The 13,136-nt window shown below is 63.0% G+C and carries 12 protein-coding genes and 1 tRNA gene; 8 read left to right on the top strand and 5 right to left on the bottom strand.

What is annotated here, in order from left to right; genetic code table 11:
- Positions 1-432 (bottom strand): FAD-dependent oxidoreductase (locus VKT51_06445; GenBank protein ID HLJ83791.1); only part of this gene is annotated, 432 nt, incomplete at its 3' end.
- 103 nt (positions 433-535) lie between these two features.
- Here VKT51_06445 and VKT51_06450 point away from each other — a divergent pair.
- From VKT51_06450 to VKT51_06465, 4 genes are all read left to right on the top strand, one after another.
- Positions 536-612, top strand: a tRNA-Arg gene (locus VKT51_06450).
- A gap of 86 nt (positions 613-698) precedes the next feature.
- Positions 699-1,772 carry a hypothetical protein gene (locus VKT51_06455; protein HLJ83792.1) on the top strand — a complete coding sequence of 358 codons (1,074 nt, stop codon included), beginning with the start codon at positions 699-701 and terminating at the stop codon, positions 1,770-1,772.
- A 17-nt stretch (positions 1,773-1,789) separates the two neighbouring features.
- Positions 1,790-2,710 (top strand): proline dehydrogenase family protein, encoded by a 921-nt coding sequence (locus VKT51_06460; GenBank protein HLJ83793.1) that lies wholly within the window; start codon positions 1,790-1,792, stop codon positions 2,708-2,710.
- Positions 2,707-3,594: a dihydrodipicolinate synthase family protein gene (locus VKT51_06465; protein HLJ83794.1), complete on the top strand. Its 888-nt coding sequence runs from the start codon at positions 2,707-2,709 to the stop codon at positions 3,592-3,594. The genes VKT51_06460 and VKT51_06465 overlap by 4 nt, the downstream gene beginning before the upstream one ends.
- Before the next feature lie 118 nt (positions 3,595-3,712).
- Here VKT51_06465 and VKT51_06470 read toward each other — a convergent pair whose 3' ends face one another.
- Complete coding sequence (locus VKT51_06470) at positions 3,713-3,850, bottom strand: hypothetical protein (protein HLJ83795.1); 138 nt, start codon at positions 3,848-3,850, stop codon at positions 3,713-3,715.
- A gap of 145 nt (positions 3,851-3,995) precedes the next feature.
- Here VKT51_06470 and VKT51_06475 point away from each other — a divergent pair, with 145 nt between their 5' ends.
- On the top strand, positions 3,996-4,592 hold the full coding sequence (locus VKT51_06475) for an ABATE domain-containing protein (GenBank protein HLJ83796.1): 597 nt from the start codon (positions 3,996-3,998) through the stop codon (positions 4,590-4,592).
- 67 nt (positions 4,593-4,659) lie between these two features.
- Positions 4,660-5,370, top strand: coding sequence for an HD domain-containing protein (locus tag VKT51_06480; GenBank protein HLJ83797.1), 711 nt, complete (start codon positions 4,660-4,662; stop codon positions 5,368-5,370).
- On the opposite strand, the gene VKT51_06485 is transcribed toward VKT51_06480, so the two are convergent.
- From VKT51_06485 to VKT51_06495, 3 genes are all read right to left on the bottom strand, one after another.
- The gene (locus tag VKT51_06485) at positions 5,363-6,805 is read right to left on the bottom strand and encodes an APC family permease (protein HLJ83798.1); all 1,443 of its coding nucleotides are present in this window, start codon (positions 6,803-6,805) and stop codon (positions 5,363-5,365) included. The two genes, VKT51_06480 and VKT51_06485, sit on opposite strands and share 8 nt — an antisense overlap.
- A gap of 2 nt (positions 6,806-6,807) precedes the next feature.
- Positions 6,808-8,799, bottom strand: a complete 1,992-nt coding sequence (locus tag VKT51_06490) for a S9 family peptidase (protein ID HLJ83799.1) — start codon at positions 8,797-8,799, stop codon at positions 6,808-6,810.
- 67 nt (positions 8,800-8,866) lie between these two features.
- Positions 8,867-9,085, bottom strand: coding sequence for a hypothetical protein (locus tag VKT51_06495; GenBank protein ID HLJ83800.1), 219 nt, complete (start codon positions 9,083-9,085; stop codon positions 8,867-8,869).
- Positions 9,086-9,107: 22 nt separating this feature from the next.
- On the opposite strand from VKT51_06495, the gene VKT51_06500 reads away from it, so the two are divergent.
- On the top strand, positions 9,108-12,053 hold the full coding sequence (locus VKT51_06500) for a hypothetical protein (GenBank protein ID HLJ83801.1): 2,946 nt from the start codon (positions 9,108-9,110) through the stop codon (positions 12,051-12,053).
- The gene (locus VKT51_06505; GenBank protein HLJ83802.1) at positions 12,050-13,009 is read left to right on the top strand and encodes a threonine/serine dehydratase; all 960 of its coding nucleotides are present in this window, start codon (positions 12,050-12,052) and stop codon (positions 13,007-13,009) included. The genes VKT51_06500 and VKT51_06505 overlap by 4 nt, the downstream gene beginning before the upstream one ends.
- The last annotated feature ends 127 nt before the right edge of the window (positions 13,010-13,136 follow it).

Consider the following 13,136-nt stretch of genomic DNA (forward strand, 5'->3'; position numbering starts at 1 on the left):
GACGCCGCCGGCCCGTTCGAAAACACCGACCTCGCCGTCAAGCGGTCGCATCATCGGAAAACGGCGACGGATGGCATTGGTGTCGAGCAGTTCGACGTGCAGATCGTGGCGTTTCGCGCTCTCTGTCGAGCCGATGATCACTTTGCTCGTCGGAGCGCCCGCCAACAATATTCCGGTGAGGGTCACGAGTCGCTCGCCGCTCAACGCTTCGAGCTCACGCCACAAATCGTAGGCTCGCAGTAAGAGCGGCACGTAGTCCGCATGTTCGAAATACGCCTGGCGGATGAGGCGCGATTTTCCGTGCGATGCGCCGAGGCTGTGTGCGGGACCGTGGCGCTCGATACCAAGCACTGACCAGCCGCGGCGCGCGCATTGCGCGGCCACGGCGCTGCCCATCGCGCCAAGGCCGACCACGACGACGTCATATACCACGCGCGGCGTTTCTCAACGGCACAGGCGAACTCCGGCAGGGCGTGTCATCACACCCGTGAATCCTTATCGAGCGCGCGGTCCTCGATTCGTGCGCGTATGGATTGCCCTCGTAGTTCAGCGGATTAGAATGCCGCGCTTCGAACGCGGAGGTCGGGGGTTCGACTCCCTCCGAGGGCGCCAGAACCATGAACCGAGCATGGACACGATCTTTAGCGTATGCTCTATCGGCTGCCGCTGCGTTGAATACGGCGCCGACATCTACCGCTTTGACGCCGCCAAACGCATCCGGCGCGCAGGTGATCCAGTACGTGCAAGTGCAGTACCGGAACGTTGTGCTGAACAATGGCCGCCCAAGCATGGGATCGAACCTCCTGAAGTCCGCGCTGCAGACGGCGGCGCACCAGTTCCTGTCGAATCTGCTTCAGACGGCCCTGACGCACGCCAACCCGGTCCTCGGATTCATCGCGCAGCAGATCGCCGCAAAGGCGCAGGCGAAGCTTGCGAGTAGTGTGGCCTCACGGCCGATGCACCTGGATCCCAGAATAAACGTGGCAGCCGAATTTGAGGCGACGACGACCGTCGCTGCCGATCGCACGCGCACGGACATCGGCGACGTATCCACGATCATCCAATGCGATCTGCGAAAGGTCATCGTCCTGGACAACGCCGAGAGGACGTACTCGGTCACGACGTTTGACCAAGCGGAGTCGCAGCAACAATCGCCGCAGTTCACGAGCGGCTTTGATTTCATGACGGCAGCGCTTGGGGGCTCTCCCGATGAAACCGCCGCAATGACCATCTCTCCTCAGCCGGACGACGGCGCTGTGACGATCGCCGGCCTGACGGCGCGACACGCGATATTCTCCCTGTCGTCGAACGGCGGCGGGAGCGGTCAGAAGACCGATCTTTGGTACGCGGATATTCCGGTCGCCGACCATTGCTCGCTCGATGCACAGAGCGCGCAAGAAGGCCCGAGTCCAGCGAGCGCCGGCGACGCATCGAAAGTGCGTGTGCCGCTGCGCAGCGTCGAATGGACAGAAATGCAGATGGGCGCGAACGAAGACTCCGCGACTCCGGCCTCTACCATCGCCCCGTCAGACTATGTGGACCCTATGCTCAAGCGGCCGGGGTTCGCGTGGCTTGAAACGACGTCTGTCGCGCAGTTGCGCTACGACCCGGCGTTCTTTGACGTGCCTGCGGGATATGCGCTCGTGACGCCCGCCCCGACCGACACGCCTTCGCCGGGAGCGTCGTCACCGCAGCGCCCGGTCGATAGCGCGAGTGCGGCGCCGGCGGCCGCGCCCTCGCCGAGCGCCTCACCGGCCGGCGCTCCGCGTTAAGCGCTTAGCGCGAAGCCATGGCCGATTTGCTTCGCACCTCGTTACTAGCGGCTGCGTCTAACCAGACGCTCAATCGCTTCGTCTCGACGCACGGCCGACGATTTGGCGCGGACCGGTTCGTCGCGGGCGAGACGGTGGACGAGTTCATGCAGGCGGTCCGATTGTTGAACGGGCGCGGCTTTCGGGTCGCGGCGGGTTTACTCGGCGAGGATGTCCGCACGGCAGACGACGCTCGCTCAGCCGCCGAGCAGTATGCGGCGATTCTCGACCGGTTCGCACGCGAGGGCGCAAACGCGAACGTCGCACTCAAGTTGACGCATCTCGGGCTGGCGTTGGATCCGGGCCTCGCCTTCGAGAACCTTCGCGCCGTGGCGGCCCGCGCCGCGAGCGTCGGAAATTTCGTGCGGATAGACATGGAGCAATCCGCCCATACGCAAGCGACCCTCGACATCTATCACCGGTTGCGCGGCAACGGGATGGACAACGTCGGCGTCGTACTGCAGGCGTATCTCTATCGCTCGGAATCGGACCTATCGTCGCTCAAAGCGCTCGCACCGAACGTGAGGCTGGTGAAAGGCGCGTACCTCGAGCCGGCAAGCGTGGCATTTGCGCGCAAACGCGACGTCGACGATCGCTTTGCCAGCCTCATCGAGGTCAGTCTGCAGGGCGGCGGCTTCACGGCGATCGCCACCCACGATGACGCGATCATCGAACGCTCGATCAGCTTCATTCGGGATCGCGGCATCGCGCCCGGATCGTACGAATTCCAGATGCTCTTCGGCGTACGTCCGAAGCTGCAAGAACTGCTGCTCCGCAGGGGCTTTCCGGTCCGCATCGCGGTGCCCTTTGGATCGTTGTGGTTTCCCTACTTCATGCGTCGCTTGGCGGAGCGCCCTGCAAACGTCTTGTTCTTCCTACGGTCGATGTGGCGCGGATGAACCGGCCGCGCACGTCCGGTATTACCTGCGCCAGTCTCACGCCGCTCGACGAGGCGGGTCAACCATGTCTCGCACTGCTCGAAGAACATTGCCGCTGGCTGATCGCGTCCGGCTGCGACGACATCCTCTTGCTCGGCACGACCGGCGAAGCGAACTCGTTCACTGTCGAAGAGCGGATGTCGATCCTCGAAGGGGTGCTCGACGCGGGTCTCCCCGCTTCTCGGCTCATGGTGGGGACAGGCTGCTGCGCGGTCGGCGACAGCGTCCGGCTGACGCGACACGCGATTTCGGTAGGCGTTGACCGCGCGCTCGTGTTGCCGCCCTTCTATTATAAGTCCGTTCACGATGCCGGCGTCATCGCCGCGTACGCGTCCATGATCGAATCTGTCGCGGACGAGACCCTGCGCGTTTACCTGTACAGCATCCCGCAGTTCTCCGGAGTGAGCATCGGGGCTGAGGTCATCCGCGAGCTTCGCGTTCGCTACCCGACTGTCGTCGCCGGCCTCAAGGACAGTTCGGGCGACAAAGCGAGCACGATCCGCCTGTGCGAAGAGTTCGGCGACTCGTTTGACGTGCTCGTCGGATCGGAATCGTTCTTGCTGGAGTGTCTGGCGGCTGGCGCATCGGGTTGCGTCACCGCGACGGCGAACGCGCACCCGGAGCTGATCAGCCGCCTTTATGCCGACCGGGGCCGACCCTCGGCGCCGGCCTTGCAAGCGCGAGCCGCCGCCGCTCGCTCGATGTTCGAATCGAAGCCGATGATCGCAGAGCTTAAAGATTTCACGGCTCGCCGCACCGGCGACGGCCGGTGGCGCAACGTACGGCCGCCGCTTATCGCCCTCGACTCTGGCGAACCCGAAGAAAACGTCACGCGGCTCGTCTGAGCGGGACGTCAATCGGCGATGCGGAGACGTGCACCGTCGCGGCGTAGGTCTTCGATCCGCTGAAGCGCTAGTTGTACGAACAGATCGGTTGTCGCCGCGCTGATTGCACCCCGCCGGGTCATATCCGGACGCCCCAGCCGCCGAAAATCGTGTCGCTTGCGCCCGACGGAACTCTCACGAGATCCGTGCGGCTGCGATCGAGCGCGTCCGGCGCGTCTAGGATATGTACGACGGTTGTTGATCTCGTGCGTCCCATGGTCTTTCTCCCTGCTTAGTAGTAACCTGCAATCAGTTTACACCAGTGACTGCTAACCTGTCAAGTAATTTTAATGGTTCCATCGCATCATAACAGTGTCATGATTGTCTTGATTTGTAACCATCATTGCTCTATAATAAGTGCCATGGATGAAAGCGGGACAGCCGATCGACTGGGCGATAAGCCGGCAGACGGGAAGTTGCGAGTCGTCCACGCGTTTGTGAACACGCGCAACGGATCGGGTCGCGAGGACTTCCCCAACCCCGACGCTCTGCGCGATTGGCTCGCCGGGCACGACCTGATCTCCCCGCGCGTTCGTCTGAACAACGCCGATCTCGAGCAGGCGCGTTGCGTGCGCGACGCACTTGTTCGCCTCGCGCTCGCCCGGCAATCCGGTCAACAAGATACGGACGCCATCGAGACGCTCAATAGAGCGGCGGGGCGTGCGCAGATGGCGGTCTCGTTCGATGCAGACGGCCGCGGCCGGATCCGTCCGCTTGCGCCGGCCGCGGACGGCGCGCTCGGCGCGATCATCGCGATCGTCTTTGAAGCGATGACCGACGGGACGTGGAACCGCCTGAAGATATGCCGCGACCCGTCGTGCGCATTCGCATTTTACGATCGCTCGAAGAATCGCTCAGGTGCGTGGTGCGACATCGCGAGCTGCGGCAACGTCGCTAAAGCGCGGACTTTTCGCGCGCGCCACGCGCACCACGCGCACCACACTCGCAACGCCTCGTAGTAGGGCAAGCATCGCTTGCCCAGGCGGCGTGAAGCATTCGCGCGGGGCCGCACGGAATACGCCGGGCATGAAAAAAGCTTTCGCGTTCGCGCAAATCAGCGTCCTCTGCGCATCGATCTTCTGCCTTTCGGCCGCCTGCGCTTACGCCTCGACAGAGACCCGCACGGTCTCAGGGATTCCGCTTGACGCGCCCTGGAAAGTCACGATCTACGAGATGGCGCGTTCGAAATTCATCCATCCCGCGTGGGGCTGGCAGCACAGTGAGCGCAATTATGACCTCGCTCTGCGCCTGGCTCACGGCGACCACCTGAAGGTCGACACCGACGTTCTGTTCGCGGCGTGTTTCCTCCACGACATGGCCGCCTTTCCGCCGTACGCGAAATCCGGAATCGAACATGGTGATCGCGCAGCCCAAGAGAGCGGCGCGGTTCTCCGTGCCGCCGGATTTCCAATGCAGAAGTTGCCGGCGGTGCAAGCGGCCGAACGCGGTCACATGTACTACCGCGATCCGGGTTCCCGCCCCGAGGCGATCGTGTTACACGATGCCGATTCTCTCGATTTCCTCGGTGACATCGGCGCTGCGCGGATGATCAGCTTGACCGGTGAAAACGCCGCTGATTTTCATTCGGCGATCGTCGCGCTGCGCGGCTTCTTGCAAAGCATTCCCCCGCGCCTGATCACAAAAACGGCACGTGTGATGGGCGTGCAGCGCAGCGCGGAGCTCCGCCGGTTTCTCGATGCATTGTCGACCGAGACACTTCAGGAAAAGCTTATCTGACGCTGTCCTGAACGCTGCGGACGCGGCGGCCGATGAAGTAGACCGCCATGCCGCCGCCGATCATCAAGGCGGTCATGCCGAGCACCTTGATCACCGCGAGCGCCTTGTGCGGGTCGTCGTCCGCCGGAAACGCCGAGAGCACCATCGACGCGGCAGTGGTGGTGAACCCGATGACCCCCGCCGCTGCGACAGTCCACCGGCCGCCTGGAATCCGAAGCGGGTCCGCGCCGCTCGGATCCACATACAGTTTGATCGCCGAGGCGAAGAGGAAAAGAAACGGAACCATAGTGATGAGCACCGTCGTGCTGACGAGCACATCGTAGGCGCCCTTCACGGTCGTGCCTCCTTGACCAAGGAAGATGAACACCGCCGCGATTCCGGCTTGGGTCAGAATCGCGACGACCGGCGAACGAAAGCGCGGATGCATGCGACCGAAAATCGGCGGAAGAAACCGGTCGATGCCGGCGACGAATGGGATGCGCGCCACCGCACCCAGCCATGCGCCCGCGCTGCCTAGGCAGCTTATCGTCACGAGGACCGCGGCTATCGGCGTGAGCCATGGCCAGCCGAAACGGCTTGCGGTGATGCCGATCGTCTGCATCACGCCCGACGACGCGTTGACGGAGCTCGCCGGCAGCGCCGCAAGAACGCTCGCCGTACCGGCGATATAGATGGCGGCGATCATCGGCGCCGCAAGCACGAGGCCGAGCGGAATCGACCGGCGCGGATTTTTAATTTCGCCCGCCATGAATGACGCCGCTTCTGGTCCGGTCCATGCAAACGCGATCACCGACCAGAAGATGATGTCCTTGAATTGAAAATTCAGGCGCGCGGTCGTCGCGTTGATAGGCGTCGCGGGTCCGAATTTCAGCCACGCCATCACTCCCAGCGCGATCAGCAGCATCGTCGCGATCCACCGGCCGAGTGCGCCGACGTTGTTCAGCCACTTGCCCACGGCCAGCCCGTAGACATTCAGTATCGTCGCAAGTCCGAGACCGGCGATCGAGACAGCGATGTAGTACCACGGCGACGCCGCGAGAATGCCGCCGCTCGTGCCGCTGATGAAGAGCGCGTTTCCAGCGGTGAAATAGAGGAGCGCCGGAAAATAGGGCAGATTGCTCGCCCAATACGTCCAGCCGGTCATGAATCCGGCGAAAGGCCCGAACGCGCGCTTGCTCCAGACGTAGAGACCGCCTTCGTCGGGATGATGCGCGGAAAGATAAACGACCACGAGGGAGAGCGGCAAGAACATCGCGATTCCGCCGATGAGCCAGACGACAAGCGACGACGGACCGGCGGCCGCGGCGGTGGCAACCCACTGAAAATTCGAACCGGCGATGACGAAGAACAGGACGACGTCGCCGAGACCCATCGCGCGCCGCAGCTCGGGGACTTCCGGCATGGAATCCGTCCCCGCGATCGACGGCGTCGCCACGGTCAGCGGAGATCGAAGTGCGCTTGGATGTAGTCCATCCAGTGTTCGTACACATCGAGCGTGCGAACGGGGTCGGACGGGAAATGCCCGGGAACCGGCCAGACACGTAACGTGGCATCCTTGTCGTTGTCGCGCAGCGCGCGCCAGTACATGGATGACGTCGCGAACGGATCTCGGTTGTCGCCGATGTCGGACAGGATGAGCACCGGCGTGGTGACGTCCTTGACGTACGTGATCGCAGACGCACGGCGCCATTCAGCGGCATTGCCGGCGACATACGGCGATCCGTGGAAGAGCGCGGCGTCCGATTGGCTGTCGTCGGCAACGCCGTAGTCCGTGGCCCAATCGTTGACGGACGCACCCGAGACAGCGGCGTTCCAGATGTGGTACTTCGAGATCATCCACGCGGTCATGATCCCGCCATACGACCAGCCGGAGACTGCGATGCGGCGATCATCGACTATTCCGCGCGCGCGAACGGCAGCGACGGCGCTCATGATATCCTTGCCGGGACCTTCGTCGGGGTCGTAGAGCACGCCGCGCAGATATGCCAGACCAAGATTTGTGCTGCCGCGATAGTTCGGTTCAAGCACGAGCCAACCGCGCGCAGCCATCAGCTGTGCAAACACATCGAAAGACCGCACGGAGGCGCTTGTGGGACCCCCGTGGATCTTCAACACGAGCGGGTAGCGCCGATGCGGGTCGAAATGCGGCGGTGTGAAGAGCAGCGCATCGCCGACGATACCCATCGTGGTGGGAAAATCGATCGTCTGCGCGTCGGCAAGCTCAAGATCCGCGACCGACCGGTTGTAATCGGTGAGCTTTACCGCAACGCCATCCTTCGACCGGACGTATAGCTCGCTCGGCTGTTTCACGCCGTTTCCGACGAATACCATCGTCCCGTCGGCCGCGATTGCGCCAGCGAGCGACGAATCGACGCGTACATCGCCAACATCGACATTCGTGCTCGTTCCATCGAGCGACCGCGCGCGCAACGCAAGCGACGTATGATCGTATGTCGAGATGATGAGCCCGCGGGAGTCCGCAAGCCACGCCGCGTCGTTGACGTTGCAGTCGCAGCTCCTTGTTATCGAGACGCCGTTGCCGCCGGCCGGCGACGTCACATACATCTCGATCTGGTTCGATTGATTGTCGCCTTGAGAATAGCTGTACGCGATGTGCTTTCCGTCAGGCGAGAACAGCGCCCCGCTCTCCCACATGTCGTGGGCGGTCAACCGCGACCGTTTCCCAGATGACACGTCGACGAGCTCGATGTGCGAGACGTAGGAGTCGTTGAGAATCGCGTTCGGATTGACGGTGTAGGCCAGCGTTTTACCGTCGGGCGACCACGCAAGATTCGAATCGCTCGCGTCGCCGAACGTGAGCTGCTTCGGGCGTCCGCCGGCTGCCGATGTGACGAAAACATGCGCGGGGCGCGGCGCTGAGTGCGCGACTATCGGTTCGGTTGTGAAGACGAAACTGTCGCGAAAGCGGTCCGCGCCGCTGCGTTTCGGCTTTGGATCCGCGGCTGCATACGCAATCCCGCTGCCGTCCGGCCGCCACGTGTATTCTTGGATACCGTCGCCCGCCGACGTGACCGGTTTCGCGTCGCCGCCGTCGAGCGGCATCACCCAGACTTGGACCGCCGCGTCATCGCCGCTGCCTGCATCTGCGAGAAATGCGAGCTTCGTGCCGTCGGGCGAGAACGACGGTGCGTCGACATCGTGCCGATCCTGGGTCAGCGTTCGTCGCGAGTGCGTGGTCAGGTCGATGAGGTCGAGATCGGTCGAGTAGGTATCGTCATCCCAATTGATCCGCGATACGACGACCGCGGCGAACTTGCCGTCGCGCGAGATCGCCGGGGCCGACAATCCCACGAGCGCCCGAAAATCCGAGGATCGCATCGTGCGTGCCTGCGCTTCGCTCGACGCTCCGTGCGATACCGCACCGATACCGACCAGAAATAGTAAGAGCCGACCGAGATGTCTAGTCATGTGGCTAGCGCACGTTCGACGCGGCGAGCGTCTGCGGCCTTCGCGCGGCCCGCCTTATAAATATGCATTATTGCGGTTTCAACGGAGGTCGCGCTGCGCTCTGCTCCGTAACACCGACGATTGTCCGGAGGAAATACATGCAATCGTTGTTTGCGATCATTTTCGCTTTGTTCTCAATGGTGGGCAGCGCCGCGTCGGCGGCTCCCGAGGCCTCGCCTTCGCCGAGCGCGCCGGCGCCGTCACCCAAACCGACGGCGACCGCAGCCGCACCCAAAGCATCGCCCACGCCTTCCTCGCCGTTCGCAAATATGAAATGGCGGGAAGTCGGTCCCGCCGCGTCCGGCGGCCGGGTGGCCGCGGTCGCGGGCAGCGCGACCGATCCGAATCTTTACTATATCGGCGCCGCCGGCGGCGGCGTCTGGAAGTCCGACAATGGCGGCGTGACCTGGGACTCCGTCTTTGACGATCAAGACGTGCAGGCTATCGGCGCGGTCACCATCGCGCCGAGCGACGACAGCACGGTCTGGGTCGGCAGCGGCGAAACCAATCCGCGCAACGACGTCATGCTCGGAACCGGCATCTTCAAATCCGTAGACGCGGGCAAGTCATGGACGAAGATGGGCCTCACGGATCTGCGCACGATCTCTCGCATCGCCGTGGATCCGAAAGACGTCAATCACGTCGTCGTGTCGGGCATGGGCGATCTTTTCAAAGATAGTCCGGCGGGCGGCGTCTACGTCACGAACGACGGCGGCAAGACGTGGACCCATTCGCTGTACGTCGGGCCCTCGAGCGGCGGCTCCGACCTCGCGATGGATATGAAAGATCCGAACGTGGTGTACGCGGGCATCTGGCAATTCCGGCGGCAGCCATGGATCGCATCGAGCGGCGGCCCGGATGGCGGCCTCTACAAATCAACAGATGGCGCCAAGACGTGGACGAAGCTGACCGGGCATGGGCTGCCGAACGGCATCACGGGTCGAATCGGCCTTGCGATCGCGCCAAGCGACTCCGCGCGCGTCTACGCGCTGATCCAAAGCACGGACGGTTTCCTTTACCGTTCGGATGATTCGGGCGCGACGTGGACGATGGTCAATCACGACACGCTCATCGATCAGCGACCGTTCTACTTCAGCCATATCGCGGTCGATCCAACCGATAAGGATACCGTTTTTTCCGTCTCCGAACAGGCGTCGAAGAGCAAGGATGGCGGCAAGACGTTCAAGACCATCGCCGATCAAGTGCACGTGGACTATCACGCGATCTGGATCGCTCCGAACGATCCCAAGCGCATCATCTTGGGCGAGGACGGGGGTGCACCGGTCACCGTGGACGGCGGCGCGAACTGGTTCTTCTCGCGCAACTACGCGATCGGAGAGATCTACCACATCGCGGCCGATGACGCCACGCCGTACAATGTTTGCGCGGGCTTCCAAGACAACAGCGGCTGGTGCTGGCCGTCGAACAGCCGCGATTCCGACGGGATCACGAACGAATACACGACACCGGAGGTAGGCGGCGACGGTCAGTGGCTCGTGCCTGACCCAGCCAACCGCGACTACGTTTGGACCGATTCGCAAGACGGAGCCGTGAGCATCTGGATGAACTCGAGCCGGATCAGCTTCGGCGTCGCACCGGATCTGACGTGCTTCAACGGCTTTGCGATCGACAAGTGCACGTACCGTTTCAATTGGGATTCACCGATCGCGTTTGCGCCGTGGAACCCACATATCGTGTGGTACGGCGGCAACGTGATCTTTCAGTCGCAAGACGAAGGCCGGCATTGGCTGCCGATCAGCCCCGACCTCACGCGCAACATAAAGTCCCATCAACAGGCATCCGGCGGCCCGATCAGTCTTGACGTTTCGGGCGCCGAGACGTCAGACACGATTCTCGACATCGAAGGCTCGTCCGTCAAGCGCGGCGAGATATGGGCCGGTACCGACGATGGTCTCATCCAGCTGACGCGCGACGGCGGAAAGCACTGGAAGAACGTGACGCCGCCAGGCGTGCCTCCGTTCGGACGCGTTGAGGCGATTGCCCCGTCGACGATCGCAGATGGCACCGCTTTTGCCGCGATCGATCGTCATTACAGCGGCGACTACGCACCGTATATCTTCAAGACGAGCGACTTCGGAAAATCGTGGACGTCGATCGCCGCCGGTCTTCCGGCAGATCAATCCGCGCGAGCCGTGCGCCAAGACCCGGTCAATCCGAATCTCGTCTATGCGGGCCTCGAGCGCAGCATGTGGATCTCGTTCGACGGCGGCAGCCGCTGGGAAAAGCTCCAAAGCAATCTTCCCCACACGGCGGTCTTCGATATACGAATCCAGCCGCGATTCGATGACCTTATCATCGCAACGCACGGCCGCTCCGCATGGATCATGGATGACATCCGTCCGCTCCAAGATCTCGAAGCCGCGAAGAGCGCCGGACATTATGTCTTTCAGCCGCCGGTCGCATATCAGTACAACAACACCGAGAAAGCGGAAGGCACCTACACCGAATACGCGGCTCCGAACCCGCCCACCGGCGCGGTCATCGACTTCTTCCAAGCCAAGGCGGGCGGAAAGGCGCCGGTGGTCGACATCCTCGACGCGCGCGGCCGCCTCGTGCGCAGCTACGCCGGTTCGCATCCGGTCGGCACGAGCGGAAAGAAGGAGCCGTGGATCAAGAACGGCTCGGGTGTCACGCGCTTTATCTGGGATTTTTCCGAAACGCCTATCACGCCGTGGTATGGAGCGGCGAGCAAGGGCGCCCGTCTTCCGAACATCAGCAACTCCGTCGTCCCCGGCACCTACACGGCGCGCGTGACCTTCTCGAATGGTCTGCGCCTGTCGCGTACCTTTACCGTTCGACCCGATCCCGATGCACCGTGGACGCAGGCCGACTATAAAGCCCAGTACGATTTCTCGGAGCGCGCGTTGTCGATGCTGGATAACATGAATAAGGGATTCAACGCGATCGACGCACAGGTGGCCCGCTTGAAGAAGCTTGGCTCGCCGAGCGCCGTCGCGCTCGCGCGAGAAGGCTCGGCTGTCGAAAACTCGCTGACCGCGAACTACAAAAACGGTGAAGACGGCATCATGTTCGCGCCGAAAGTCTACGAATTCGTTCAGGGATTCGTGTTCAGCGGTGCTGCCGGACCCGTCTTGCAGACGCAACGACAGGCCGCCAAACTAATCACGCCGCAATACGCCGCCGCGATGGCGAAGATCGACGGTTGGCTCGCGCGGGCAAAGGCGGTGCGTTGAACGGCATACGGCCGATCTCGCGCGCCGACGTTGAAGCGGCCCGCGAGCGCATCGCAGGCACCGTCCTGCGCACGCCGCTTGTCAAGCTCCAAGTCGAGGGACCGGGCTGTGAGATCTACTTGAAATTGGAAAATCTCCAGCCCACGAATTCGTTCAAGATCCGCGGCGCGGCAAACGCGGTCGCGAAGCTGTCGGCCGATGCGCGCTCTCGCGGCGTCTGGACGATCAGCGCCGGCAATGCAGGACAAGGCGTTGCCTACGCAGCCCGAGCTGCCGGTATCCCATCCACGGTGGTCACCATCGAAACCGCCCCGGAGACTAAGGTCGCGCGCATGCGCGCTCTCGGCGCGCGCCTCGTGAAGGCGCCGTTCGACGAATGCTGGCATGCCATGGAGCAGCGCGCGTTTCCCGGTGTCGACGGCACGTTCATCCATCCTTTTGACGATGATGATTTCATCGCGGGCAACGCGACGATCGGACTTGAGATCCTCGAGGATCTCCCCGACGTCGCGACCGTGCTCACTGCTTTCGGCGGCGGTGGGCTCATCGCCGGGGTGGCGTCGGGCTTACGCGCCGGCGGGCGCGCTGACATCCGCGTCTTTGGTGCCGAACCGGAGACCGCCGCGCCGGCACATACCTCTTTTGCTCGCAATGCCGCGTCGGCATTCGCGGCTTGGGAGCCGAGTTTCGTCGACGGAGCCGGCGGGAAAAGCGTGTTCCCGCGCATGTGGGAACGCATCCGCCACATCGTCACGGGTTCAATCGTCGTGTCGCTCGAAGACACAAGGCGGGCGATGCGAACGCTTGCCGAGAGCGCCCGCGTGATCGCAGAGGGAGCGGGCGCACTGCCGGTGGCTGCGGCGCTTTCCGGCAGAGCCGGAGCGGGGCGTATCGTAGCAGTGGTATCCGGCGGCAACGTCGACCTCGCAAAGTTCTGCGAGCTGATCGCGCAATAATCCGCACGAGGGAAACGGACGAGGATCGGCACGCTGACGAGGCCGAAAACCGGCGATTGATTTAGGAATGCCGCGTCGCCGCGTCAAATCAATGTAATGTGCATCCAAGGCCCCCCGCAGCTTCCGC

Source organism: Candidatus Eremiobacteraceae bacterium (assembly GCA_035295225.1).
Classification (GTDB): domain Bacteria; phylum Vulcanimicrobiota; class Vulcanimicrobiia; order Eremiobacterales; family Eremiobacteraceae; genus JABCYQ01.